A 24,014-nucleotide genomic window follows, 5' to 3' on the forward strand; every position below is an offset into this window, starting at 1 on the left:
CCTCCTACAGGGCGCCGCCGGCAGCGGCCGGTGCGTCGGCGGACTCGCCGCCGTCACCGATCTGCTCCCGGGCGACATAGTTCTCGAGGTCGAACAGGTTGTCGCCGGCTCGCGTGGCGACGGTGAGCAGGGTGGTCGCCGACGCGACCTCTTCCACCTGCTCCTTGAGGAACCAGAGCAGGAACTGCTCGCCCAGGGCGTCGCCCTCGGCGCGCGCCGCCGCGAAGATCGCCTCGATCTGCGACGTCACCTGCTTCTCCTGGCGCAGGGCGAGGCCGATGGGCTCGGTCACCTCGGTGAAGTCGTTGCGCACGGCGCCGCCCGCCGGGATCTCGACCTTGAGGTCCCGGTCCAGCAGGTACCGCACGATCATCAGCGCGTGGTTGCGCTCCTCGAGCGCCTGCCGGTAGTAGTGCCGCGCCAGCTGGGGCAGGTCCTGACCGTCGAACCACACGGCGATGGCCACGTACTGCTGGTGGGCGTCGAACTCGTGACCGATCTGCTCGCGCAGGAGGCGCAGGAAGGTGGACTCGTCGGTGCTGCTGGTCATGCCGCCAACCTAGTGCGCGACCCCGGGGTTGGCACGAGTGGGAATGGCTCGCGCTCCCGTGCCGTTGTGCCCACCATGAGCTGCGCCACCGAGACGCGACCCACGACGCCCTCCGGGACCGGATGGGCGCTCGGCGTCCCCGTGGACACCCTTCCGACCCAGCGGTCCCCGCAGATGCAGGCCGTGCGGGTGGATGTGGCGTCGCCCACCTCGGCCGGTGTCTCTCAGCCCGCGGGGCTAGGCTTCACCGCGATGAGCGAGGACACCCACCGCGCCCCGGAGTCCGAGGGCGACGCGGCACGCACCGAGCGGTTCGAGGCCGAGGCGCTGGTCTACCTGGACCAGCTGTACGGCGCTGCCCTGCGGATGACGCGCAACCCGGCCGACGCCGAGGACCTGGTGCAGGAGACGTTCGCCAAGGCGTTCGCCGCGTTCCACCAGTACCGCCCGGGTACCAACCTCAAGGCGTGGCTGTACCGCATCCTCACCAACACGTACATCAACTCGTACCGCAAGAAGCAGCGCGAGCCCCAGCAGTCCCGCTCCGAGGAGATCGAGGACTGGCAGCTGGCCCGCGCCGAGTCGCACACGTCGAGGGGTCTGCGGTCTGCCGAGGCCGAGGCGCTCGACCACCTGCCGGACTCCGACATCAAGGACGCCCTCCAGCGTCTGCCGGAGGAGTTCCGGATCGCGGTGTACCTCGCCGACGTCGAGGGCTTCGCGTACAAGGAGATCGCCGAGATCATGGGGACACCGATCGGGACGGTGATGTCCCGGTTGCACCGCGGGCGCGCGCAGCTGCGCGAGATGCTCTCGGACTACGCGCGGGGGCGTGGTCTGGTCGCGGTGGCCCCGACCGCACCGGAGGGCGAACGATGAGTGACAGTGGCCTGCCGACGTCGACCGGCACCTGCGGCAACAACTGCGCCGATGCGCTGGACCGGCTCTGGGAGTACCTGGACGCCGAGCTCGGGGCGCCCGACGCCGAGACGGTCCGGACCCATCTGGCGGAGTGCCAGGGCTGCCTCGAGGAGTACGACGTCGACCTCGTCGTGAAGACGCTGGTCAAGCGCGGCTGCCAGGAGGCGGCGCCGGACAGCCTGCGCGTGCGCATCCACGAGCAGCTGACGGTCATGCGGGTCACGCTCGACTGAGAGCCCCCCAGACAGACGAAGGCCCGGTGCAGCGATGCTGCCCGGGCCTTCTGACTACCTGTCTGCCGACGCTCAGGCGTTGGGACGGTTGCCGTGGTTCGCTGCGCTGCCCTTGCGGGAGCGGCGCTTGCGGCCTCGCTTGCTCATGGGTTCTCCTCGGTTGACGGCGGCCGTGCTGCACGCCGGACTCGCTCCATGGTCCCACATCTTGCACACCCTCAAGTGCGGCGGCCGTGCGGCCGATATCCAGAGCGTGAGCCAGCCGACACAGTCCGTGATCCCGTTCCTGCACGCCCTCGCGAGCACGGGCGGCTCCGACCTGCACTGCAAGGTCGGGTCCGCGCCGCGTGTGCGCGTCGACGGTCGGCTGCGCAAGCTGCAGGTGCCCGACCTCAAGCCGGCGGACACCGAGCGCATGCTCGAGGAGGTCCTGCCCGACGACCTGGTGGACACCTTCCGTGAGCACCACGAGGCGGACTTCGCCTACTCGGTGTCCGGCGTCGGCCGGTTCCGCGTCAACGCCTACCAGGCGCGCGGCACGTACGGCATGGTCTTCCGGCGGGTCGCCGTCGGTGCCCAGGCGCTGGCCGAGCTGTCGCTGCCCGAGGTCGTCGGCGAGCTCGCCCTCGAGCCCCGCGGTCTCGTGCTGGTCACGGGCCCGACCGGCTCGGGCAAGACGACGACGCTCGCGTCGATGGTCGACCTCATCAACACGCTGCGCGAGGTCAACATCGTCACCATCGAGGACCCGATCGAGATCCTGCACCAGGACAAGAAGTCGATCGTCTCCCAGCGCGAGGTGCGCCAGGACACGGCCGACTTCACCGTGGCCCTCCGTGCCGCGATGCGCCAGGACCCGGACGTGATCCTGGTCGGCGAGATGCGTGACGTCGAGACGGTCCGCGCGGCGCTGTCCGCCGCCGAGACCGGCCACCTGGTCCTCTCGACGCTGCACACCATCGACGCGGCAGAGACGATCAACCGCATCATCGACTTCTTCCCGCCGCACGAGCAGAAGCAGGTCCGCATCGCGCTGGCCCAGGCCCTGCGCGGCATCGTCTCGCAGCGCCTCGTGCGCCTGGCCAACGGCACCGGCCGCCGGCCCGCCATCGAGGTCATGGTCAACACCGGCCGCACGCGCGACGCGATCCTCGAGCCGGAGGACGCCCCGCCCCTGATCGACCTGATCAAGGAGGGCGACTTCTACAAGATGCAGACGTTCGACCAGCACCTGTTCCAGCTGGTCCGCGACGACGTCATCACGTACGACGAGGCCCTCTCGGCGTCGACCAGCCCGCACGACCTGACGGTCGAGCTGCGCCAGGCCGGCCTGGTCTCCTAGGACCCTCCGCGCGACGAGCCCGTGACCTCTCGAGGTCACGGGCTCGTCGCGCGTCCGGGGGTTGCCACTCCGCGTAACGCGATATAACGTGTCTCTCGAACGAGATATATCGCGAATGGAGAGCATCATGGCAAGCGAGTCCTGGGTCGTCGCCGGCCCGCAGATCATCGAGATCGAGGCGATCACCAGCCTGCGCGTCCAGCTCGTCGCCGGTCGGGTCGACGTCGTCGCGCACGACGGTCCGGGCGCCCGCATCGAGGTGCACGACGTCGACGGCCGACCCCTCGAGGTGAGCCTGTCCGACGGCGAGCTGCGGGTGGGCTACCAGTTCACCCTGGGCGGCTGGGACGGGTTCCTCGAGCGGTTCCGCAACTTCCGCGGCAAGGACCGCGCCGACGTGCACATCGCCGTGCCGCGCGACGTGCACGCCAAGGTGGGCACCGTGACGGCCGACGGGCTGCTGGCCGGCATCCAGGAGGACGCGTCCGTGTCCACGGTGTCCGGCACGCTCATCACCGACGGCACGGTCGGGCGGCTGGGCGCCAACACGGTCTCGGGCGAGATCGTGGTGCGCGACCACCGCGGCGACCTCAAGCTCAACTCGGTCTCGGGCGAGCTGGCGGCGTCGGGGGAGCTGAGCCTGGTGCAGGCCAACTCGGTCTCGGGCTCGCTGACCCTCGACGTGACGTCCGGGACCTCGAGCGTGACCGCGACGACCGTCTCCGGCGACGTGACCGTGCGGCTGCCCGCCGGCAAGGGCGTGCAGGTCAAGGGCCAGTCCGTCTCGGGCCGCCTCGTGGTCGACGGCGAGGAGTACAAGGGCAGCTCGCCGGGGCACCGCAAGGTCGACCTGCGCACGGGCGACGGCGCCTGCTTCGTGTCCGCCAGCACCGTGTCCGGGCACCTCACCGTGCTGCGCGGCGCGGGGACCGGGGTCGCGTGATGATGGCCCCCGTCTTCGCGCACGGCCAGCTGCGCCTCTACCTGCTGTCGCTGCTCGAGAGCGGGCCGAAGCACGGCTACGAGCTGATCACCGCGCTCTCGGACCGCTTCGGCGGCACCTACCGCCCCAGCCCCGGCACGGTCTACCCGCGCCTGGCCCGCCTCGAGGAGGAGGGCCTGGTCATGCGGGTGGACGAGGAGCGCAAGAGCACCTACGCGCTCACCGAGGCCGGGTACGCCGAGCTCGAGGCGCGCCGGGGCGACCTCGCGCACCTCGAGGAGGGCATCGCCGAGTCCGTGCGCGAGCGTGCCGCGCAGGTCCGCGACGACGTCCGCGGCTCGATGCGCGGGCTGCGCGCCGACCTGGCCGCCGCCGCCCAGCAGGCGCGCGCCGCCGCGGTGCCGCACGCGCCGGGCGCCACGGACGACCCGCGGCTGGCGTCGCACGTCCGGTACCAGGACGCCGAGGCGATGATCCACCGGTTCCGCGACGAGATCCGTGCCGACCTGCGCAAGGCGGACGCGCGCGGCAGCGTCGAGCAGCTCACGCTCGACACGCTGCGGACCGTGCTGGACTCGGCGTTGACGGCGGTGCGGGGAACCCTGCGATGACCCTGTGGAGCCGGTGGCTGTCAGGCGGCGTCGTCGGGCAGCCCGAGCCAGGTGTGCCAGCCGGTGTGCAGCACCAGCCACGCCATCAGGCCGTACCCGGCCTGGCCTGGCAGGACCCCGTCGCCGGCGGCGAGGTCGCCCAGCCACTGGTCGTGGGCGGCCAGGGGCGTGTAGGTGTCGACGAACGGCACCCGGCGCCGGGTGGCCACGTCCGCGAACGCGGCTGACAGGTCCGCCAGCTTCTCGGCCTCGGCCGTGCCGCCCGGCGGGGGGCCGACGACGAACGCGGGGATCCGGCGCTGCTCGGCGACGTCGAGGATGTTGGCCAGGTTGAGCCGGCTGCGCGCGAGCGACAGGCCCGCGGCGACGTCGGCCCGGCCCAGCGCGACCACCAGGCGGTTGTCGGCCTCGGGCGACCAGCGGCGCGAGACCTCGTCGTCCCACCGGCTGCCCAGCCCCGTGCTGGTCTCACCCGGCACCGCGAGCGTCATCACGGTCAGCGGCTCGGGCGTCTGCGTGCGCGCCGTGACGCGGCCCACCCAGCCCAGCCCCTTGGGGTCGCCCGCGCCGGCCACCAGCTCGTCGCCGACCACCGCCAGCCTCAGCGGCAGCTCACCCACGTGCCTCACCCTTCGCCGTCGGACCGTGCTGCGACGGCCGTCGGCCGTCGTCGGCACAGTCTCTCAGGGCGGGGCGACGGGGGCCGGTTCATCGGCGGGCCTGTCGCGAGGCGTGCCCGGGGGGTCCATCGTGAGCGCGTGACACGGTCGGACCCGTCGCGCGGCGTGGCGCGGTCGGTCCCGCCGCGACGCGCGTCTCGGTCGGACCCGCCGCGAGGCTTCCCGCCGGCGAACCGATGCGGCGGTGGCTGCAGGGTGGTGGCTGCAGGGATGGATGCGCGACACGCCGTGGCTGGGCCGCGGATCGTGCATCCATCCCTGCAGCGACGGGTGCTGGCCGACGACAGCGCCGACGACTCCCCGGTAGGCGGGCGGTCAGCCGGCGGTGCGGAACGGGTGGCTCGGCAGGTCGGACGTGACGTCCGACCAGTCGGCGTGGGAGGCGGGCGGCTGCGAGCTGCCGAGGCCGTCGCGGCGCAGCGTGACGACCAGTCGGGCGACCAGCCAGGCCGCGGCGGCGAGTGCGAGGACGATCCAGAAGGTGGTCATGGCAGAAAGTCTCCGCCCGAGCACAACGCGCCACGAGTGGCAGAACTGACGATGACCGTTGACATTCCGCCAGTCCGTGCCGATGCTGGCTGCATGCTCCGTTCCGTCGCCGCCATCGCCCTGCCGAACGTCGCGCCCTTCGAGCTCGGGGTCGCCTGCGAGGTCTTCGGCATCGACCGCCGGGACACCGGCGGACCGTCGTTCGACTTCACGCTGTGCGGCATCGAGCCGGGTGTGGTCCCGACCAAGGGCGCCGGCTACTCGATCATCGTCGAGCACGGCCTGGAGGCCACCAAGGACGTCGACCTGGTCATCGTGCCCGCGTACGGCGACACGGGGGACGTGCCCGAGGTGGTGCTCGACGCGCTGCGGGACGCGCACGCGCGCGGCGCCTGGGTGCTCAGCATCTGCAGCGGCTCGTTCGCCCTCGGGCAGGCGGGGCTGCTCGACGGCCGGGAGTGCACCACGCACTGGATGTACACCGACGAGATGGCGCGGCAGTTCCCGGCCGCGCGGCTCAACCCCGCGGTGCTCTACGTCGACGACGACCACGTGATCACCAGCGCCGGCACCGCCGCGGGCATCGACGCGTGCCTGCACCTGGTCCGCCGCGAGCTGGGCGCCGCGGCGGCCTCGGCGGTCGCGCGCCGGATGGTGGTGCCGCCGCACCGCGACGGCGGCCAGGCGCAGTACGTCGACACCCCCCTGCCGTGCGACGCGGACACGCTCGCCCCGCTGCTGGCCTGGATGGTCGAGAACCTCGAGGAGGACCTCAACGTGCCCGACCTGGCGGCTCGGGCATTCGTCTCGGAGCGGACCTTCGCCCGCCGGTTCCGCGCCGAGACGGGCACCACGCCCGCCGCGTGGGTCACCCGGCAGCGCGTGGTCCGGGCGCAGGAGATGCTCGAGCGGTCGGACGCGAGCATCGAGGAGATCGCGCGCCTGTGCGGCTTCGGCACCGCGGCGGTGCTGCGCCACCACTTCGCGCGGACCCTGGGCACCAGCCCCCAGCAGTACCGCCGGACGTTCGCCCCGGTCGCGGTCGGGTGACACGGGCGAGGCCCGCACCCCGTGGGGGATGCGGGCCTCGGTCAGCCGTCGGTCAGCGCGCGAACGCGGTCTCGACGAGCGTGGCCTGCTGCGCCTGGTGCTTCTTGGCGGACCCGGCGGCCGGCGACGCCGACTCCTTGCGCGAGACCACCCGGAGCGTGCGACCGAGCAGCTGCGGCAGGTGCATGGACAGGAACGTCCACGGGCCCTGGTTGCGCGGCTCATCCTGCACCCACACCAGCTCGGCACCGTCGAACGGGGCCACGGCGGCGCGGACCGCCTCGGCGTCGAGCGGGTAGAGCTGCTCGAGCCGCACGATCGCCGTGTGCTCGTCGCCCGTCTTGACGCGGTGCGCGAGCAGGTCCCAGTAGACCTTGCCCGAGCAGAGCAGCACGCGCGTGACCTGGCCGGCCTTGGCGGCGGCGAGCTCGTCGCCGATCACCGGGCGGAACGTGCCCGTGGTGAAGTCCGCCACGTCGGACGACGCCGCCTTGAGGCGCAGCATCGACTTCGGGGTGAACACCACCAGCGGGCGGCGCGGCCGGGCGTAGGCCTGGCGACGCAGCAGGTGGAAGTGCGACGCGGGCGTCGACGGCTGCGCGATCGTCATGTTGTCCTCGGCCGCGAGCTGCAGGAACCGCTCGATGCGGGCCGACGAGTGGTCGGGCCCCTGGCCCTCGTACCCGTGCGGGAGCAGGAGCACGACGGAGGACCGCTGCGCCCACTTCTGCTCGGCGGACGAGATGAACTCGTCGATGATCGTCTGCGCGCCGTTGACGAAGTCGCCGAACTGCGCCTCCCAGAGCACCAGGGCGTCCGGGCGCTCGACGGAGTAGCCGTACTCGAACCCGAGGGCCGCATACTCCGAGAGCGACGAGTCGTAGACCCAGAACTTCGCCTGGTCGGCCGACAGGTACAGCAGCGGGGTCCACTCGGCGCCGGTCTCCCGGTCGTGCATGACCGCGTGGCGCTGCACGAAGGTGCCGCGGCGCGAGTCCTGCCCGGCCAGCCGGACGGGGGTGCCCTCGACCAGCAGCGAGCCGAACGCCAGCAGCTCGCCGTAGCCCCAGTCGATGCCGCCCTCGCGGGTCATCGCCTCGCGCTTGGCCAGCAGCTGCGCCAGCTTGGGGTGCACCGTGAAGCCCTCGGGCGGCCGCACGTGCGCGCGGCCGATCCGCTCGAGCGTGCCGGCGTCGACGGCGGTCTTCCAGCCGACCATGACGCCCGCGTCCTCGAGCTGCGACTCCGGCCGCTCCAGGCCCTTGACGGCCTCGGCCTCGGGGGGAGCCGGCGCGTAGCCGTCCTCCCGCGTCTCCGCGAACACCCGCTCGAGCTGCGACTGGTAGTCCTGCAACGCCTGCTCGGCGTCGGCGATCGTGAGGTCGCCGCGCGCCACCAGGGTCTCGGTGTAGAGCTTGCGGACCGAGCGCTTGGCCTCGATGAGGTTGTACATCAGCGGCTGCGTCATCGAGGGGTCGTCGCCCTCGTTGTGGCCGCGGCGGCGGTAGCAGACCATGTCGATGATGACGTCACGGTCGAACTGCTCGCGGTACTCGAACGCGAGCTCGGCCACCCGGACGCACGCCTCGGGGTCGTCCCCGTTGACGTGGAAGATCGGCACCTGCAGGCCCTTGGCCACGTCGGTCGCGTACTGCGACGAGCGCGACGACGACGGACCGGTGGTGAACCCGACCTGGTTGTTGATGATCACGTGGATGGTGCCGCCGGTGCGGTACCCGCGCAGCTGCGCCAGGTTGAGCGTCTCGAACACGACGCCCTGGCCCGCGAAGGCCGCGTCGCCGTGGATGAGGATCGGCAGCACGGAGAAGCCGTCGCCGCCCAGGTCGATGCGGTCCTGCTTGGCGCGGACGATGCCCTCGAGCACGGGGTCCACGGCCTCGAGGTGCGACGGGTTGGCCGCCAGGTACACCGCGGTCGTCGCGCCGGACTCGGCGGTGAACGTGCCCTCGGTGCCGAGGTGGTACTTCACGTCGCCCGAGCCCTGGACCGACTTGGGGTCCTGGTTGCCCTCGAACTCGCTGAAGATCTGCGCGTAGGACTTGCCGGCGATGTTGGCCAGGATGTTCAGGCGGCCGCGGTGGGCCATGCCGATGCCGACCTCGTCGAGACCGTTGTTGGCGGCCTTGGACAGGATCGCGTCGAGCAGCGCGATGACGGACTCGCCGCCCTCGAGCGAGAACCGCTTCTGGCCGACGTACTTGGTCTGCAGGAAGGTCTCGAAGGCCTCCGCCGCGTTGAGGCGCCGCAGGATCCGCAGCTGGTCCTCGCGCGGCGTGCGGGCGTAGCCCGACTCGAGCCGCTCCTGCAGCCACTTGCGCTGGCGCGGGTCCTGCAGGTGCATGTACTCGCTGCCGACCGTGCGGCAGTACGAGTCGCGCAGCAGGCCGAGCACCTCGCGCAGCTTGGCGCGGGGCTTGCCGCCGAAGCCGCCCGTGGGGAACGTGCGGTCGAGGTCCCAGAGGGTCAGGCCGTGCGTCTGCACGTCCAGGTCCGGGTGCTTGCGCTGGCGGTAGGCCAGCGGGTCCGTGTCGGCCATGAGGTGGCCGCGCGAGCGGTACGAGTGGATGAGCTCCGCGATCCGCGCCGGCTTGATGGCCTCGGCGTCGGGGTCCGCGGCCTCGCGCACCCAGCGGACCGGCTCGTACGGCACTCGCAGCGCGGCGAACACGCGGTCGTAGAACCCGTCCTCGCCCAGCAGCTTGCGGCCGATGATCCGCAGGAAGTCGCCCGACTGCGCGCCCTGGATGATCCGGTGGTCGTACGTCGAGGTGAGCGTCAGCACCTTCGAGACGCCCATCTTGTTCAGCGCGTCCTCGGACGTGCCCGCGAACTCGGCGGGGTAGTCCATGGCGCCGACGCCGACGATCGTGCCCTGCCCCTGCATCAGGCGGGGGACCGAGTGGACCGTGCCGATGGTGCCAGGGTTGGTCAGCGAGATCGTGGTGCCCGCGAAGTCCTCGACCGTGAGCTTGTTGGCGCGCGCCCGGCGGACGACGTCCTCGTAGGCGCTCCAGAAGCCGGCGAAGTCGAGGGTCTCGGACTTCTTGATCGACGGGACGAGCAGCTGGCGGGTGCCGTCCGGCTTGGCCAGGTCGATCGCGATGCCGACGTTGACGTGCGCCGGCGTCAGCACGCTCGGCTTGTCGTCGGCGAGGATGTACGAGGTGTTCATGGCCGGCATCTCGGCCAGCGCCTCGACCATCGCGAAGCCGATGAGGTGCGTGAACGAGATCTTGCCGCCACGCCCGCGCGCCAGGTGGTTGTTGATGACGATGCGGTTGTCGACCATGAGCTTGGCCGGGACGGCGCGCACCGAGGTGGCCGTGGGGACCTCGAGCGAGGCCTCCATGTTGGTCACGACGCGCGCGGCGGGGCCACGCAGCTTCTGGATGTCGTCGGCGGCCTCGGCCTCGTCGGCCTGCGACGCGCGCTGCGCCACCTGCGCGTAGGGGGCCGTCGCGGGCTGGGCCGTCGCGATCGGGGAGGTCACCGCGGGCGGCTCGACGAACGGCGCGACGTGCACCGGGGGGAGCGCGGCCGGGGCCGCGGGAGGAGCGACCGGCGTCGGGACGGCGGCGGGTGCCGGGGCCTGGACGACCGGCGTCGGCTTCGTCGCCGGGACGCCGTTGGTCGCTGCAGGTGCCGGCACCGAGCCGTTGGTCGGGACCTCGTCGGGCTTGTAGCCCTCGAAGAAGTCCCACCAGGCCGGGTCGACGGCGTTCTTGTCCTGGAGGTACTGCTCGTACAACTCGTCCACGAGCCACTCGTTGGCGCCGAAATCGGCACGCGTCGAGTCAGGATCCGCCTTCTGGGTCACGCTGGGATCGCCCACTTCCGCCGCGGCTCGCAACCGCGTCTCTGCTGGTTCAGGTGCGTTCTGTTGATGACAACACTACGGCCTCTGGGCCTTTCGACCTGCCTCGGGAGGCCCCTGCGGGACGGATCCGCAGAGGTCTTCACCTGGTCGGCACACCCGGGTCAACGCAGGGCAACGAGCCCGTTCAGCGCGCCTCAAGGTGGGGTTGTCGGCAGCCCTGCCAGGTCATGGTTCTGCAGGCGGTCCGGACCCGGCGTGCGAGGTCACGTGATGTCGCGCCGGAAGGTGGTCACGCGCCCGATCGCGGCCAGCCCGAGCCCGTACGCGAGCAGGACGAGGGCGCCCTGCCACCACTCGAGCAGGTCGCCGACGCCGGACTCCGAGTAGAAGCTGCCGCCCGAGACGGCCTCGCCCGCGGCGCCGGGCAGGTAGGCCGCCACGCCGTGCCCCCAGCTGGTCAGGGAGAGCACGAACCGCAGCACGGGCTCGACGAACTGGGTGAACGCGAGGACCACCACGATGACCGCGACCTGGTTGGTGAGCACCGAGCCCAGGCCCACGCCGACCACGGCCCAGAGCGCGAGCGCGAGGGCCGACAGCGCGATGGTCCGCCAGGTCGAGGCGGAGTCGAGGAACGTCGGCTTGTCCAGCAGCGTGAGCACGGCCGCCCCGGCGCCGACGGCGGCCAGGGTGCCGACGATGCCGTACACGAGGCCGAGCGCCGCGGCCGAGATGACCTTGGCTCCCACCAGGACGGTCCGGCGGGGCTCGGCCAGCAGGGTCGGCGTGATCGTCTGGTGGCGGAACTCCGCGGCCACGGCGAGCGCGCCGACGATCAACGGGAAGACGTACCCGAACGTCACGGCGATCGTGTAGACCGCGCGCACCACGGCGTCCGGGGCGGTGTCTACCGTGCCGGTGCCCCCGCCGACGTCCGAGCCCGACAGGCCGCCGGCCTGCGAGATGCCCCAGCCGAGCACGCCGGACAGGAACGCCATGTAGACCACCATGGCGAGCAGCAGGATCCACCAGAGGCGGGTGGTGACGAGCTTGCGGTACTCGGTGACCAGCGCGGCGCGCATCAGGCCGCCGCCTCGACCTGGCCGACGAGCTGGAGGAACAGGCCCTCGAGGCCCGGGTCCTGGCCGGCCAGCTCGTGCAGCTCGAGACCCGCGGCGAACGCCGCGGCGCCGACCGTGGCCGCGTCGACGTCGAGCACGTCCGCCACGCGCGGGTCGCCGGCCGGCGTGCGGGTCCAGCCCGAGCGCTCGATCAGCGCGGCGAGCCCGGCGGCGTCGGGGGAGACCACCCGCACGCGCACCCGGGCCATGCCGGCCAGCTCGGCCAGCGACGACGCGTGCGCCAGCCGCCCGCGCGCGATGATCACCACGTCGTCGACCGTCTGCTCGACCTCCGACAGCACGTGGCTGGAGACCAGGACCGTGCGACCCTCGGCGGCCAGCGCGCGCAGGAAGCCGCGCAGCCACCGGATGCCCTCCGGGTCGAGGCCGTTGGCGGGCTCGTCCAGCAGGAGCACCCGCGGGTCGCCGAGCAGCGTGGTGGCCAGCGCGAGCCGCTGCCGCATGCCGAGCGAGAACCCGCCCACCCGCCGGTCCGCCGCGGCCGACAGGCCGACCAGCTCGAGCACCTGGCCGGCGCGCTCGTCGGGGACGCCGACCTGCGGGGTGTAGAGCCGCAGGTGGTCCAGCGCGGTACGGCCCGGGTGGAAGCTCGCGGCCTCGAGCGCGGCGCCGACCGTGCGCAGCGGGCGGCTGATCTGCGCGTACGTCCGGCCGCCGATGGTCGCGGCACCCGACGTCGGGCGGACCAGACCGAGCAGCATGCGCAGCGTGGTCGTCTTGCCGGCGCCGTTGGGCCCGAGGAACCCGGTGACGCGACCCGGGGTGACCTGGAACGACAGGTCGTCCACGGCGCGGACCGACCCGAACGACTTGGAGAGGTGCTCGACGAGGATCGTGCCGTCGGTCGTCATGCCTCGACCGTAGTGTTCTACCCCGAGTAGAACAAGTAGCTCACGCCGGGCGCGCGCTGCCCGCCGGCAGGGTCACGCGCATCGTGCAGCCCACGTCGGTGTCGGCCACCTCGATCCGGCCCCCGTGCAGCTCGACCGCCCAGCGCACGATCGCCAGCCCCAGCCCGGTGCCGCCCGTCGAGACCTGCCCCGTGAGCGCAGGGGTGTTGCCGCGGACGAACCGCTCGAACACGTGCGCGCGGTCGTCGCGGGCGATGCCGGGACCGTGGTCGACCACGTCGATGCGGACGTCCGAGCCCACGCGCGAGGCCTCCAGCCGCACCTCGTCGTCGTCGGGGGAGTGCCGCACCGCGTTGTGCACCAGGTTGGCGACGACCTGGTGCAGCCGGTCGGGGTCCGCGGGCACGGTGAGGTCCGGGGGCTCGACCACCACGGGGAACCGCAGGCGCTTGGTCGACCCGACGAGCATCCCGCCCTCGGCGGCCTCCTCGAGGAAGTCCTGCAGCCGGACGTCGGCCAGCTGGAGGGGCACGTCGCCGGCCTCGAGGCGGGACAGGTCGAGCAGGTAGGTGACCAGTCGCCCGAGCCGCTCGGTCTGCGCCAGCGCCGCCTGCATGGTGGCCGGGTCCGCCTCGGTCACGCCGTCGACGATGTTCTCCAGCTGCGCCTGCAGCGCCGTCACGGGGGTGCGCAGCTCGTGCGAGACGTTGGCGACGAGCTCGCGCCGGAAGGTGTCGGCCTGCTCGAGGTCGTCGGCCATCGTGTTGAAGGCGTCGGCCAGCTGGCCCACCTCGTCGAGGCTGGTGGCCCGCACCCGGCGGCTGTAGTCGCCGCTCGCCATGCGCCGCGCGGCGAAGGTCATCTCCCGCAGCGGCGACGTCATGCCGCGGGCCAGCAGCTGCGTGACCACGAGCGAGCCGAGGATCGCGATCGGCAGCGTGCGGGTGGGGCCGAGGTGGTTGTACAGGCCCAGCCACGTGATGAACGACGCCGCGGTGACCGTCGCGGCCACGAGCACGCCGAGCTTGATCTTGATCGAGCGGAAGCGGTCGAGCGGCCGGACGTCCGGGATCCGCGAGCGTGCGAACTCGCCACGGACGTGCCGGGGTGCGTTCACGCGTCCTCGGGGCCACTCGCCCCGTCGCCCGTGCCGTCGTTCGGCTCGAACGCGTAGCCGACGCCGTGCACCGTGCGGATGAGGTCGGCGCCCAGCTTGCGGCGCAGCGCCTTGATGTGGGAGTCGACCGTGCGGGTGCCGCTCGCGTCGACCCAGTCCCAGACCTCCGCCAGCAGGCGCTCGCGCGTGAGCACCGTGCGGGGCGTCGCCGCGAGCGCGAGCAGCAGGTCGAACTCGGTGGGGGTCAGGTGCACCTCGGTGTCGCCGCGCAGCACGCGCCGCTGGGCCCGGTCGACCGTGACGTCGCCCAGGACCAGCGGCGGGTCCGGCTGGTCGGCGGCGGCCATCTCGGCGGCTCGCGTGGCCCGCTCGGTGCGGCGCAGCAGGGCCTTGGTGCGCGCGACGAGCTCGCGCATGGAGAACGGCTTCGTCATGTAGTCGTCGGCGCCCACGCCGAGGCCGATGAGCATGTCCGTCTCGTCGTCGCGGGCCGTGAGCATGAGCACCGGCACGGGACGCTCGGCCTGGATGCGGCGGCAGACCTCGAGCCCGTCGATGCCGGGCAGCATGACGTCGAGGACCACCACGTCCGGGCGCAGCCGCGACGCCGCGCTCACGCCGGCCAGCCCGTCGGCGGCCGCCTCGACCGTCCAGCCCTCCGCCGAGAGCCGGTGCACGATCGCCTGCGCGATCGCCGGTTCGTCCTCCACCACCAGGACCGTCGTGCCGGCTGCACCGCCGGGCGCCGTCGTCGGCCCTCCGCTCACGTTCGCCATGGCGTCAGCGTGGCACAGGCCATCGACAATGACGCGGCGTTCGTCGGCAGATCTGTCTCCGCACCAGGTGTCGTCGCCCGTGCGCCCGTATGATCGAGCCCACCATGAGCAGCTCAAGTCGCTGCCGGCGTCACTCCCGGGCCGATGAGCCCGGGGGAGACCATGCCGGCCACCTCTTCCTCTTCTCTCCCGTGCTTGGGATGCCCACGAGCGCCGGCCTCCGGGTCGGCGTTCGTCGTGCGCGCGGCGGTGCCGCGTGCTGACCGAGTGGCTGCTCGTCGGGCTGGGCGTCCTGCTGACGCTCGGCACCGCCGTGTTCGTCGCCAGCGAGTTCTCGCTGGTCACGCTGGACCCCGGGCTCGTCGAGGGCCAGGCCGCGCCCGACGACCGGCGCAGCCAGTCCGTGCTCAAGGCGCTGCGCCGGCTGTCCACCGAGCTCTCCGGGGCCCAGCTGGGCATCACCCTGACCACGGTCCTGCTCGGGTACACCACGCAGCCGGCGGTCGCGCACCTGCTGCGGCTGCCGCTGCAGGACTCGGTGCTCGGGCGCGCGGTCGGCGGTGTCGTCGCCGCGGTGCTGGCGATCGTCCTCGTCAACGGCTTCTCGATGGTGGTCGGTGAGCTGATCCCGAAGAACCTCGCGATCAGCCGCCCCCTGCCTACCGCCCGGATGGTCGCCCCGCTCCAGCGCGGGTTCACCAGCGCGCTGCGGCCGCTCATCGTCGCGTTCAACGGCAGCGCCAACGCGCTGCTGCGGGCCGTCGGGGTCGAGCCGCGCGAGGAGCTCTCGGGCGGCCGGTCGCCGCAGGAGCTCGCCGCGCTGGTGCGCCGCTCCGCCGAGGTCGGGACGCTCGACGAGTCCACGGCCACGCTGCTCACCAACTCGATCGAGTTCACCGAGCTCACGGCGGTCGACGTGATGACCGACCGGCTGCGGCTCGTCGTGGTCCGGCGCGAGGAGTCGGCGGCGGGCGTCATCGAGCTCTCCCGCCGCACGGGCCACTCCCGCTTCCCGGTGATCGGCGACTCCAGCGACGACATCGTCGGGCTGGTCCACCTGCGCCGCGCGATCGCCGTGCCGTACGAGCGGCGGGCCGAGGTGCCGGCGGCCGCGCTCATGGTCGACGCGCCGCGCGTGCCCGAGACCGTGCACCTGGGCCCGCTGCTGGTCGAGCTGCGCGAGCAGGGCCTGCAGATGGCGGTCGTCGTCGACGAGTACGGCGGCACCTCGGGCGTGGTCACGCTCGAGGACGTCGTCGAGGAGCTGGTGGGGGACGTGGCCGACGAGCACGACCGCCGCCGCGCCTCGACCGCCCGGTCCGCCGACGGCTCCTGGCTGCTGCCGGGCGTGCTGCGGCCGGACGAGCTGGCCGAGGTCACGGGGCTGCACGTCCCGGCCGACGGCCCCTACGAGACCCTGGGCGGCCTGCTCATGTTCGTCCTCGGCCGCATCCCGACCGACGGCGACGAGATCGTCGTGGACGGCGTCCGCCTCCAGGTCGAGGCGATGGCCGGCCGGCGGGTCGAGCGGGTGCGCGTGTGCGCGGTCGACGACGACGGTGAGGAGGTCGAGTCATGAGCTCGTCCCTCGCCCTCCTGCTCGGGATCCTGCTGCTCGCCGCCAACGCGTTCTTCGTCGGCGCCGAGTTCGCGATCATCTCCTCGCGCCGCAGCGCGATCGAGCCGCTCGCGGCGGCCGGCGACCGCCGCGCCATCACCGTGCTGTGGGCCATGGAGCACGTCTCGCTCATGCTCGCGTGCGCCCAGCTGGGCATCACCGTGTGCTCGACCAGCCTCGGCGTCGTGGCCGAGCCCGCGATCGCGCACCTGATCGCCGACCCGCTCGCCGCCCTCGGCGTCAGCGAGGACCTCACGCACCCGATCTCGTTCGTCGTCGCGCTCGCCATCGTGGTCTACCTGCACGTGGTGCTCGGCGAGATGGTGCCCAAGAACCTGGCCGTGGCCGGCCCCGACCGCGCGGTGCTGATGTTCGGCCCGCCGCTGGTGTGGATCGCCCGCGCCGTCCGCCCGGTGATCACCGGGCTCAACTGGCTGGCCAACCACGCGCTGCGCCTGTTCGGCGTCGAGCCCAAGGACGAGGTCTCGTCGGCGTTCACCGCGCAGGAGGTGCAGTCCATCGTCGAGCGGTCGCAGGCGGAAGGGCTCCTCGAGGACGAGCAGGGGCTGCTGGCCGGCGCCATCGAGTTCTCCGACCGGACCGCGGCCGACGTGATGATCGGCACCGACCAGCTGGTGAGCGTGAGCCCGGGCAGCACGCCGGAGGACGTCGAGCGGCTGGTCGCCCGGACGGGCTTCAGCCGGTTCCCCGTGCTCGACGACACGGGCGTGCTCACCGGCTACCTGCATCTCAAGGACGTGCTGTACGCCGACGAGGGCAACCGGTCCGTGGCGGTCCCCGCGTGGCGGGTGCGAAACCTGGCCGTCGTCGGGCCGCAGGACGAGGTGGAGGACGCGCTCGCGGCGATGCAGCGGTCGGGCTCGCACCTGGCGCGGGTCGACGCGGGGGACGGCACGGTCGGCGTCGTGTTCCTGGAGGACATCCTCGAGGAGCTCGTCGGCGAGGTGCGTGACGCGATGCAGCGCGGGCAGATGTCCTGACCGGTAGGCCACTTGTGCGGATCGCGTGCGGGGGACCGGCGTGTCGCCGCGCGTGTCGCCCGGTATGTCCGATCCGTTCTCTGGACGGCTGTCCAGGGGGTTGGAAGCGCGACCGTCACCCGTTATGGTTTCGTGACCGCAGTTGCCGGGTCGCGCGCGGCGTGCATCCGAGGCCGATCTGCCGGTCGATCAGACGCGTGAACGGACAGGAGGTGTCGTGGGGTCGCACAGCGAGGAGCCCGTGACGGGCCTCCCGACGCGCCGCAGCCTCCGTGAGGCCGAGCGGCGTTCTGCTGCCGGGCCCACGTCGGCCCCCGTCCCCGCGACGGCCCCGCGACCCGACCCCGACTCCCCGACGGCCGTGCACCACGTGCCGTCCTGGGCGCACCACGCACCGGCGACCGCGCCGCTCGCCGCGCCGGGTCCGGCGCCGACCGAGCCTCTCGCTGCGCCGCGTCCGGCGCCGTCTCTTGCTGCGCCGCGTCCGGCGCCGGCCGAGCCTCGCAGCTGGGCGACCGCTCCGCAGCCGGCCGCTTCGCAGCCCCTTGCGGCCCAGCCGTCGCCACAGCCGCGCGTCTCGTGGGCCTCGACCCCGGTCGCCCGCCCCGTCGAGCCTGTCGCCCCGCCGACGGCTCCGGTGCTCCCCACGCTGCCGGCGACTCTTCCCGCGGTCGCCTCCCCGGTCGCCCGCCCCGTCGTGCCGGTCGCCCCGCCGACGGCTCCGGTGCTGCTCCCCACGCTGCCGGCAACTCTTCCCGCCGTCGCCTCGCCGGTCGCACGTACCGTCCCGGCGGACGTCCCCCCGGAGCTGGCCGCCGTCGAGCACGGCGCCGTCACCCGCCGCGCGCGCCGCCCCTCCCGGACGGCCGCACGGCTCGGGGTGCTCGGCGTCCTCGCGGGCATCACGGTCGTCATCCCGGTGAGCCAGGGCGTCATTCCCGGCCCGGTCGCCTTCGGGTCCGACGCCCTCGCGGACTCCACCCTGCCGACGACGGTCTCGGCGCTGGCCGGTTCGCCGCTGTCGGCCCTGCCGCCCTCGTCGCTGGTGTCGGCCGACGGCGCCATGCAGGCGCGGAGCCTGTCGGCGTCCAGCCGCACCGAGGAGCGGTCGCTGCTCCCCGGGTGCGACGGCTCGGTCCGTCCGGCTGGCCAGAACGGCCTGCTCAAGGTCTCAGACCTGTGCACCCTCTGGGACAACCACACGCAGCTGCGCGCCGACGCGGCCGTCTCGCTCGCCGAGTTCAACCAGGCCTTCGCCGCGCGGTTCGGCGGCGACCTGTGCCTCAGCTCCGGCTACCGGACGCTCGCGCAGCAGCGCGCCGTCAAGGCGCAGAAGGGCGGCCTGGCTGCCGCCCCGGGCAAGAGCAACCACGGCTGGGGCCTCGCCGTCGACCTGTGCCAGGACCAGACGTCCGGCGTGAAGTGGCGCTGGATCACCGAGAACGGCGCGACGTACGGCTGGGAGAACCCCGCGTGGGCGCAGCCGGGCGGCAGCGGCCCGCACGAGAAGTGGCACTGGGAGTACACCAAGGGCGTCCAGGCCGACGGCGAGTACTACGACGGCTGACGGCCGCCGCTGAGCGTCAGAGCAGCGCGAGTCCCCACGTGATCGTGTGGCTCGCCCCCGGCGCCAGGTGCACCAGGTCGCTCCCGGTGCGGAACGCGTCCGCGATGCACGTCATCGGCTCGGCGGCCACGCCCCGGCGCGAGATGTGCGCGACGGTGTCGCCGGTGCAGACCTGCCACGCCTTCGTCGCGTCGTCGGCCCACATGGCGACCGTGCGGCCGTCCGGGCAGCCCAGCCGGATCCAGGACAGCCCGTCGGCGTCCCGGATCGGCTGGACCCAGGCGTCGTCCAGGTCCAGGCCCTCGAGCCGCCGCGCCGACCGTAGGTCGAAGCCGTCCGCCACGCGCTCCGACCCCGTGGGCAGGAGCCGGTCGTCGACGGTCACGTGCCGCTCCGCGTCCACCTGCAGGGTGCAGTCGTCGACCGACGCGTCGCCGGGGGACAGCCACGGGTGGAACCCGATGCCGTACGGCGCGGTCGACGTTCCGAGGTTCGTCGCCTCGGCCCGCACGTGCAGGCCCGCCTCGGTGAGCGTGTACTGCAGCTGCAGCCGGACCGGCCACGGGTAGCCCCACGTGGGGACGACGACGTGCTCGAGCGTCACCGAGGTGCTGTCGGCGTCGACCGTGGTGAACGCCGTCTGTGCCACCAGCCCGTGCAGCGCCGTCAGCCGGGGCGCGTGCTCGGTGAGGGGGACCACGTACTGCTCGCCGTCGTACACGTAGACGCCGTCCCGCAGCCGGTTGGGCCACGGGGCGAGGACCGCCCCCGAGAACGCCGGCGGGATCTCCGACTCGTCGAACGGGAGCACGACGTCGCGGCCGTCCACCGTGTACTCGCGCACGCTGGCGCCCACGGCCGTGACGACGGCGCGCTGGCCGCCCAGCTCGAGGACGTGCTGGCGGCCGGTGGGCAGAGGGGTGATCGTCGTCGTGGACACGCTCACACGCTAGCGGGCCGGACACACGACCCGTGGCATCGGGTCGTGTGTCCGGCCGTGTGCTAGCTCGCGGTCTCCGCCTTGCGCCGGGTCAGGACGACCAGGGTCGTCCCGGCACCGAGCGCCGCGGCGGCCAGCGCCGCGACAGCGGCCGTCGGGAAGCCCGTCGAGGCGAGCGTGGCCGACGAGGCCGTGGTGCCGTCCGGCTCGGCCGCGAGGACCTCGCTGATGTAGCCGGGCTCGGCCGGGGTCAGCGGCTGGGCGGGGTCGGTGGGGAGAGCCGGGTCGGTCGGGGTGACCGGGTCCGTCGGGTCGACCGTGGTGCCGGGGTCCGTGGGGTCGACCGGGTCCACGGGCGTGCCGGGGTCGGTCGGGTCCACCGGGTCGGTCGGGTCGACCGGGGTGCCGGGGTCGGTCGGGTCGACCGGGTCCACCGGGTCGGTCGGGTCGACGGGCGTGCCGGGGTCGACCGGGTCGATCGGGTCCGTCGGGTCCACCGGGGTGCCCGGGTCCACGGGGTCCACCGGCGGGGTCGGGATGCTGCAGACCGGCGCCTGGCCGCCCTCGCCGAAGTGCTCGTTGTAGAGGCTCACCTGCACCCAGGTGATGCAGTAGCCGTCGGGGAACGCCCCGGCGAACTGCGGGTGGGCAGCCCAGGGGTAGTAGCTCAGCCCGACGTACCGCGCCTGGGGCCAGACGCCGTTGTGGGGCACGGACTGGTGGACGTTGAACGTCCGCGCGCCGGTCCCGTCGGGGTTGGTGACGCGGTAGTTGATGTGCCCGTTGGCCTCGAAGGTGGTGCCGGCGGGCAGCGTGAGGCCGTCCGCGGTGACGGTGTAGGGCGTCGGGCCGTCGGAGCCGGCAGCGTGGGCGGCGGAGGGGAGCAGGACGAGGGCGGCCGTCAGGAGGGCGGCGCCGAGCGTGCGGAAGCGCATGGAGAAGTTCCTCGTGGGGGAGTCAGGGTGCACCGGTGACGGTGCGGGACGGGCATCGCGGGAGCTCTCAGGCTCCGCGAGTGGACCCGATCCGGAAGGCGTAGCGGCGGATCGACCGCGGGTGCGTGTTCACGTCTCTGCCTCCTTCCTGCTCGATGTACCCCAATTGTCCAAGGCAAGCGTCGCGAAACCGTGGGACCCAGGTCCCGGACGGGTCCCTCCGATGGGTGAACCACGTCTCATCTGTGGACAGCGGGCTGTGCCCACCCCCGGGCGTCCCCTAGGGTTCCGGCCAGCGTGCATATCGGACATGACGGATGAACCGGGCGCTGTGACCGAGCGAGGGGAGCACTCGTGGACGGCGTGGCGATCCTCGAGACCGAGGTCCGCGAGCTCATCCGGCGGCGCGGCATCGACCCGGTGCGGGACCGGCCGGGGGTCGTCGCGCTGGTCTCGGACGTGATCGCGGACTACGACGAGCGGTCGGTGGTGGGGGCGGTCCCGCCGTTGGCCGACGCCGTCGCCGCGCACAAGGCGGTGGTCGACGCGGTCGCCGGGCTCGGTCCGCTGCAGAAGTACCTCGACGACCCGGACGTGGAAGAGATCTGGATCAACTCGCCGACGCAGGTGTTCGTGGCCCGGCGCGGCGAGTCGGAGCTCACGACGACGATCCTCACCGACGGCCAGGTCCGCGACCTCGTCGAGAAGATGCTCAAGGTCTCGGGCCGGCGCCTCGACCTGTCCAGCCCGTTCGTCGACGCCAGCCTGCCGGGCGGGGAGCGCCTGCACGCGGTGATCCCGGACGTCACGCGGCGGCACTGGTCGGTGAACATCCGCAAGTACGTGGTCCGCGCGACCTCGCTGGACGACCTGGTGGGGCTCGGCACCGTGACCCCGCACGCGGCCGCGTTCCTGCAGGGTGCCGTCCGCGCTGGCCTCAACGTGCTGGTCTCGGGCGGAACGCAGGCAGGCAAGACAACTCTGTTGAACGCGTTGGCCGGATCCATCCCGGCGCGGGAGCGGGTCATCACCTGCGAGGAGGTCTTCGAGCTGCGGCTGGTCGCCCGCGACTGGGTGGCCATGCAGTGCCGCCAACCGAGCCTCGAGGGCACGGGCGAGATCCCGCTGCGCCGGCTGGTCAAGGAGGCGCTCCGCATGCGTCCCGACCGGCTGCTGGTCGGCGAGGTGCGCGAGGCGGAGGCCCTCGACCTGCTCATCGCGCTGAACGCGGGCGTGCCGGCCATGTGCACGATCCATGCCAACTCGGCCCGCGAGGCCCTGACCAAGCTCTGCACGCTGCCGCTGCTCGCGGGCGAGAACGTGTCCGACCGCTTCGTGATCCCGACGGTCGCGTCGGCGGTGGACCTCGTGGTGCACCTGGACCTCGACGGAACCGGTCGCCGGCTTGTCCGCGAGATCGTCGCCGTGCCCGGCCGCGTCGAGCAGGGCGTCGTCGAGACCACCGACGTGTTCCACGCCCGCGACGGGCACCTGGTCCGGGCCGACGGCTACCCGCCGCACCCCGAGCGCTTCGCGCGCACGGGCACCGACCTCGCCGCCCTCCTGCGCGGGCGCGGCTGATGGGGGTCGTGGTCGGGCTGCTGCTCGGCGCCGGGCTCGCGTGCATCTGGTGGTCGTTCTGGGCCGAGCCGCGTCGCTCGTCGAGCGCACGGACCGCCGGCTGGCACGCCCGCACCCAGGACGCCCTCGTGCAGGCGGGAGCGCCCGGGGTGACGCCCGGCGCGCTCGTGCTCACCAGCGTGGTGGTCGGGCTCGTGGTCCTGCTGGTCGGCGTGGCGCTCACCCGCATCCCGTCCATCGCGCTGTGCTTCGCGGTGTTCGCGGCGCTGGCCCCGTGGGCCGTTGTGCGCGGGCGTGCGCGGCGCCGGCGTGCCCGGTTGCGGCAGCTGTGGCCCGAGGTGGTCGACCACCTGGGCTCGGGCATCCGCGCGGGGCTGGCGCTGCCCGAGGCCGTCGCGCAGATCGGCGAGCGCGGGCCGGTCGAGCTGCGGCCGGCGTTCACGGCGTTCGCGGAGGACTACCGCGCCACCGGGCGGTTCGGCGACTGCCTGGACGCGCTCAAGGCCCGGCTGGCGGACCCCGTCGCGGACCGGATCGTCGAGGCACTGCGGCTGACCCGCGACGTCGGCGGCACCGACCTCGGCCGCCTGCTGCGCACGCTGTCGACGTTCCTGCGCGAGGACGTGCGCACCCGCGGCGAGCTCGAGGCGCGGCAGAGCTGGACGGTGTACGCGGCGCGACTCGCCGTCGCCGCGCCGTGGGTGGTCCTGGCCCTGCTGTCCACGCGTCCGGAGGCGGCGAGCGCCTACGACACGACGGTCGGCTTCGCGGTGCTCGTCGTCGGCGGCGCCTGCTCCGCGGTCGCGTACGTCGCCATGCTGCGCATCGCCCGGCTGCCCGACGACCCGCGGGTGCTGCGGTGAGCCCCGGCGCGGTCGGTGCGCTGATCGGCCTGCTGGGCGGCCTCGGACTCGCGCTCGTGGTGCTGCGGCTGCGGTCGCGCCGGATCGGCCTCGACCAGCGGCTCGCCCCGTACCTGCGACCGCAGACCACGGCGTCGGGACTGCTCGGAGCGGCGCCCAGCGTCCGCGGGCCGTTCGCGACGATCGAGCGGCTGGTGGCTCCCGTGATGAGCGACGCCGTCCGCCTGGTCACCCGGCTGGGCTCGCCCACGTCCGAGCTGCGCCGGCGGCTGACCCGGGCCGGGCGCAGCGAGACCGTCGAGCAGTTCCGGGCCGGTCAGGTGGTCTGGGGCGTGCTCGGGCTGGCGGCGGGCCTCGCGCTCGCGCTGCTCCTGGCCGCGACCCGGGGCTCGGGCGTCGGACCCCTGGTCGTGCTCGTCGCAGTCTGCGGGCTGGTCGGCGTGCTGGCGCGCGACTGGGCCCTGACGCGCGAGCTGCAGGCGCGCGAGTCGCGGATGCTCACCGAGCTGCCGACCATCGCCGAGCTGCTCGCGCTGGCCGTCGGCGCGGGCGAGGGGGCGGTCGGCGCGCTGGAGCGCGTCGTGCGGACCACCCACGGCGAGCTGACCGCGGAGCTGGCGCGGACGCTGGCCGACGCCCGCGCCGGTGCGCCCCTGACGGTCGCGCTGGACAACCTGGCCGACCGGACCGGCCTCCCCGCGCTGGCGCGCTTCGCGGAGGGCGTCGCGGTCGCCGTCGAGCGCGGGACACCGCTGGCGGACGTGCTCCGGGCACAGGCGCAGGACGTCCGCGAAGAGGGACGTCGCGCGCTGATGGAGACGGGCGGGCGCAAGGAAGTTCTGATGATGGTGCCGGTGGTGTTTCTCATCCTGCCGGTCACTGTCGTCTTCGCGGTCTTCCCGAGCATGGTCGTCCTGCGGGTCGGCCTGTGACGGGTGTGCAGATCTGGCCAGGCGCCCCGCGGGT

At 73.2% G+C, this 24,014-nt stretch carries 23 protein-coding genes; 12 read left to right on the plus strand and 11 right to left on the minus strand.

Annotation, left to right across the window (positions count from 1 at the left end):
- Positions 1-4: 4 nt before the first annotated feature.
- The gene (locus AB5970_RS05620) at positions 5-550 is read right to left on the minus strand and encodes a ferritin (RefSeq protein ID WP_370502932.1); all 546 of its coding nucleotides are present in this window, start codon (positions 548-550) and stop codon (positions 5-7) included.
- Between the two features lie 174 nt (positions 551-724).
- Between AB5970_RS05620 and AB5970_RS05625 the strand changes: the two genes are divergently transcribed.
- Both AB5970_RS05625 and rsrA read left to right on the plus strand, forming a co-directional pair.
- Positions 725-1,429: a sigma-70 family RNA polymerase sigma factor gene (locus AB5970_RS05625; RefSeq protein WP_432205894.1), complete on the plus strand. Its 705-nt coding sequence runs from the start codon at positions 725-727 to the stop codon at positions 1,427-1,429.
- On the plus strand, positions 1,426-1,704 hold the full coding sequence (rsrA, locus tag AB5970_RS05630) for a mycothiol system anti-sigma-R factor (protein WP_370502934.1): 279 nt from the start codon (positions 1,426-1,428) through the stop codon (positions 1,702-1,704). The genes AB5970_RS05625 and rsrA overlap by 4 nt, the downstream gene beginning before the upstream one ends.
- Positions 1,705-1,776: 72 nt before the next feature.
- Here the strand turns inward: rsrA and AB5970_RS05635 are convergent, their stop codons facing one another.
- Positions 1,777-1,851, minus strand: a complete 75-nt coding sequence (locus tag AB5970_RS05635) for a 50S ribosomal protein bL37 (protein WP_155859599.1) — start codon at positions 1,849-1,851, stop codon at positions 1,777-1,779.
- A gap of 106 nt (positions 1,852-1,957) precedes the next feature.
- Between AB5970_RS05635 and AB5970_RS05640 the strand changes: the two genes are divergently transcribed.
- The 3 genes from AB5970_RS05640 to AB5970_RS05650 all read left to right on the plus strand — a co-directional run bounded on the left by AB5970_RS05640 (position 1,958) and on the right by AB5970_RS05650 (position 4,600).
- The gene (locus AB5970_RS05640) at positions 1,958-3,046 is read left to right on the plus strand and encodes a type IV pilus twitching motility protein PilT (protein ID WP_370502935.1); all 1,089 of its coding nucleotides are present in this window, start codon (positions 1,958-1,960) and stop codon (positions 3,044-3,046) included.
- A 127-nt stretch (positions 3,047-3,173) separates the two neighbouring features.
- On the plus strand, positions 3,174-3,989 hold the full coding sequence (locus AB5970_RS05645) for a DUF4097 family beta strand repeat-containing protein (RefSeq protein WP_370502936.1): 816 nt from the start codon (positions 3,174-3,176) through the stop codon (positions 3,987-3,989).
- Positions 3,989-4,600: a PadR family transcriptional regulator gene (locus tag AB5970_RS05650; RefSeq protein WP_370502937.1), complete on the plus strand. Its 612-nt coding sequence runs from the start codon at positions 3,989-3,991 to the stop codon at positions 4,598-4,600. Before AB5970_RS05645 ends, AB5970_RS05650 begins: the two co-directional genes overlap by 1 nt.
- 20 nt (positions 4,601-4,620) lie before the next feature.
- Here the strand turns inward: AB5970_RS05650 and AB5970_RS05655 are convergent, their stop codons facing one another.
- Complete coding sequence (locus tag AB5970_RS05655) at positions 4,621-5,220, minus strand: GDSL-type esterase/lipase family protein (RefSeq protein ID WP_370502938.1); 600 nt, start codon at positions 5,218-5,220, stop codon at positions 4,621-4,623.
- Positions 5,221-5,595: 375 nt separating this feature from the next.
- On the minus strand, positions 5,596-5,769 hold the full coding sequence (locus AB5970_RS05660) for a hypothetical protein (protein ID WP_370502939.1): 174 nt from the start codon (positions 5,767-5,769) through the stop codon (positions 5,596-5,598).
- A 93-nt stretch (positions 5,770-5,862) separates the two neighbouring features.
- Here AB5970_RS05660 and AB5970_RS05665 point away from each other — a divergent pair, with 93 nt between their 5' ends.
- Positions 5,863-6,819: a GlxA family transcriptional regulator gene (locus AB5970_RS05665; protein ID WP_370502940.1), complete on the plus strand. Its 957-nt coding sequence runs from the start codon at positions 5,863-5,865 to the stop codon at positions 6,817-6,819.
- Positions 6,820-6,871: 52 nt separating this feature from the next.
- Here AB5970_RS05665 and AB5970_RS05670 read toward each other — a convergent pair whose 3' ends face one another.
- From AB5970_RS05670 to AB5970_RS05690, 5 genes are all read right to left on the minus strand, one after another.
- Positions 6,872-10,657, minus strand: a complete 3,786-nt coding sequence (locus AB5970_RS05670; RefSeq protein ID WP_370502941.1) for a multifunctional oxoglutarate decarboxylase/oxoglutarate dehydrogenase thiamine pyrophosphate-binding subunit/dihydrolipoyllysine-residue succinyltransferase subunit — start codon at positions 10,655-10,657, stop codon at positions 6,872-6,874.
- A gap of 263 nt (positions 10,658-10,920) precedes the next feature.
- Positions 10,921-11,739 carry an ABC transporter permease gene (locus tag AB5970_RS05675; RefSeq protein WP_370502942.1) on the minus strand — a complete coding sequence of 273 codons (819 nt, stop codon included), beginning with the start codon at positions 11,737-11,739 and terminating at the stop codon, positions 10,921-10,923.
- The gene (locus AB5970_RS05680) at positions 11,739-12,650 is read right to left on the minus strand and encodes an ABC transporter ATP-binding protein (protein WP_370502943.1); all 912 of its coding nucleotides are present in this window, start codon (positions 12,648-12,650) and stop codon (positions 11,739-11,741) included. Before AB5970_RS05680 ends, AB5970_RS05675 begins: the two co-directional genes overlap by 1 nt.
- 40 nt (positions 12,651-12,690) lie before the next feature.
- Complete coding sequence (locus AB5970_RS05685) at positions 12,691-13,767, minus strand: sensor histidine kinase (RefSeq protein ID WP_370502944.1); 1,077 nt, start codon at positions 13,765-13,767, stop codon at positions 12,691-12,693.
- The gene (locus AB5970_RS05690; RefSeq protein WP_370502945.1) at positions 13,764-14,543 is read right to left on the minus strand and encodes a response regulator transcription factor; all 780 of its coding nucleotides are present in this window, start codon (positions 14,541-14,543) and stop codon (positions 13,764-13,766) included. The genes AB5970_RS05685 and AB5970_RS05690 overlap by 4 nt, the downstream gene beginning before the upstream one ends.
- A gap of 256 nt (positions 14,544-14,799) precedes the next feature.
- Here AB5970_RS05690 and AB5970_RS05695 point away from each other — a divergent pair, with 256 nt between their 5' ends.
- The 3 genes from AB5970_RS05695 to AB5970_RS05705 all read left to right on the plus strand — a co-directional run bounded on the left by AB5970_RS05695 (position 14,800) and on the right by AB5970_RS05705 (position 18,729).
- Positions 14,800-16,122: a hemolysin family protein gene (locus tag AB5970_RS05695; protein ID WP_370502946.1), complete on the plus strand. Its 1,323-nt coding sequence runs from the start codon at positions 14,800-14,802 to the stop codon at positions 16,120-16,122.
- Positions 16,119-17,162 carry a hemolysin family protein gene (locus tag AB5970_RS05700; protein WP_370502947.1) on the plus strand — a complete coding sequence of 348 codons (1,044 nt, stop codon included), beginning with the start codon at positions 16,119-16,121 and terminating at the stop codon, positions 17,160-17,162. Before AB5970_RS05695 ends, AB5970_RS05700 begins: the two co-directional genes overlap by 4 nt.
- 637 nt (positions 17,163-17,799) lie before the next feature.
- Positions 17,800-18,729: a M15 family metallopeptidase gene (locus AB5970_RS05705; protein WP_370502948.1), complete on the plus strand. Its 930-nt coding sequence runs from the start codon at positions 17,800-17,802 to the stop codon at positions 18,727-18,729.
- 16 nt (positions 18,730-18,745) lie between these two features.
- On the opposite strand, the gene AB5970_RS05710 is transcribed toward AB5970_RS05705, so the two are convergent.
- Complete coding sequence (locus tag AB5970_RS05710) at positions 18,746-19,669, minus strand: aldose 1-epimerase family protein (RefSeq protein ID WP_370502949.1); 924 nt, start codon at positions 19,667-19,669, stop codon at positions 18,746-18,748.
- A gap of 62 nt (positions 19,670-19,731) precedes the next feature.
- Entirely contained in the window at positions 19,732-20,604 is an 873-nt protein-coding gene (locus tag AB5970_RS05715; RefSeq protein WP_370502950.1) for a hypothetical protein, read from the minus strand.
- A gap of 354 nt (positions 20,605-20,958) precedes the next feature.
- Here AB5970_RS05715 and AB5970_RS05720 point away from each other — a divergent pair, with 354 nt between their 5' ends.
- The 3 genes from AB5970_RS05720 to AB5970_RS05730 are packed head-to-tail and all read left to right on the plus strand — an operon-like array spanning position 20,959 to position 23,980.
- Positions 20,959-22,185, plus strand: coding sequence for a CpaF family protein (locus AB5970_RS05720; protein ID WP_370502951.1), 1,227 nt, complete (start codon positions 20,959-20,961; stop codon positions 22,183-22,185).
- Positions 22,185-23,048: a type II secretion system F family protein gene (locus tag AB5970_RS05725; protein ID WP_370502952.1), complete on the plus strand. Its 864-nt coding sequence runs from the start codon at positions 22,185-22,187 to the stop codon at positions 23,046-23,048. Before AB5970_RS05720 ends, AB5970_RS05725 begins: the two co-directional genes overlap by 1 nt.
- Positions 23,045-23,980 carry a type II secretion system F family protein gene (locus AB5970_RS05730; RefSeq protein WP_370502953.1) on the plus strand — a complete coding sequence of 312 codons (936 nt, stop codon included), beginning with the start codon at positions 23,045-23,047 and terminating at the stop codon, positions 23,978-23,980. The genes AB5970_RS05725 and AB5970_RS05730 overlap by 4 nt, the downstream gene beginning before the upstream one ends.
- Positions 23,981-24,014 lie beyond the last annotated feature (34 nt).

The organism is Cellulomonas sp. ICMP 17802, from assembly GCF_041295535.1.
GTDB lineage: Bacteria > Actinomycetota > Actinomycetes > Actinomycetales > Cellulomonadaceae > Cellulomonas.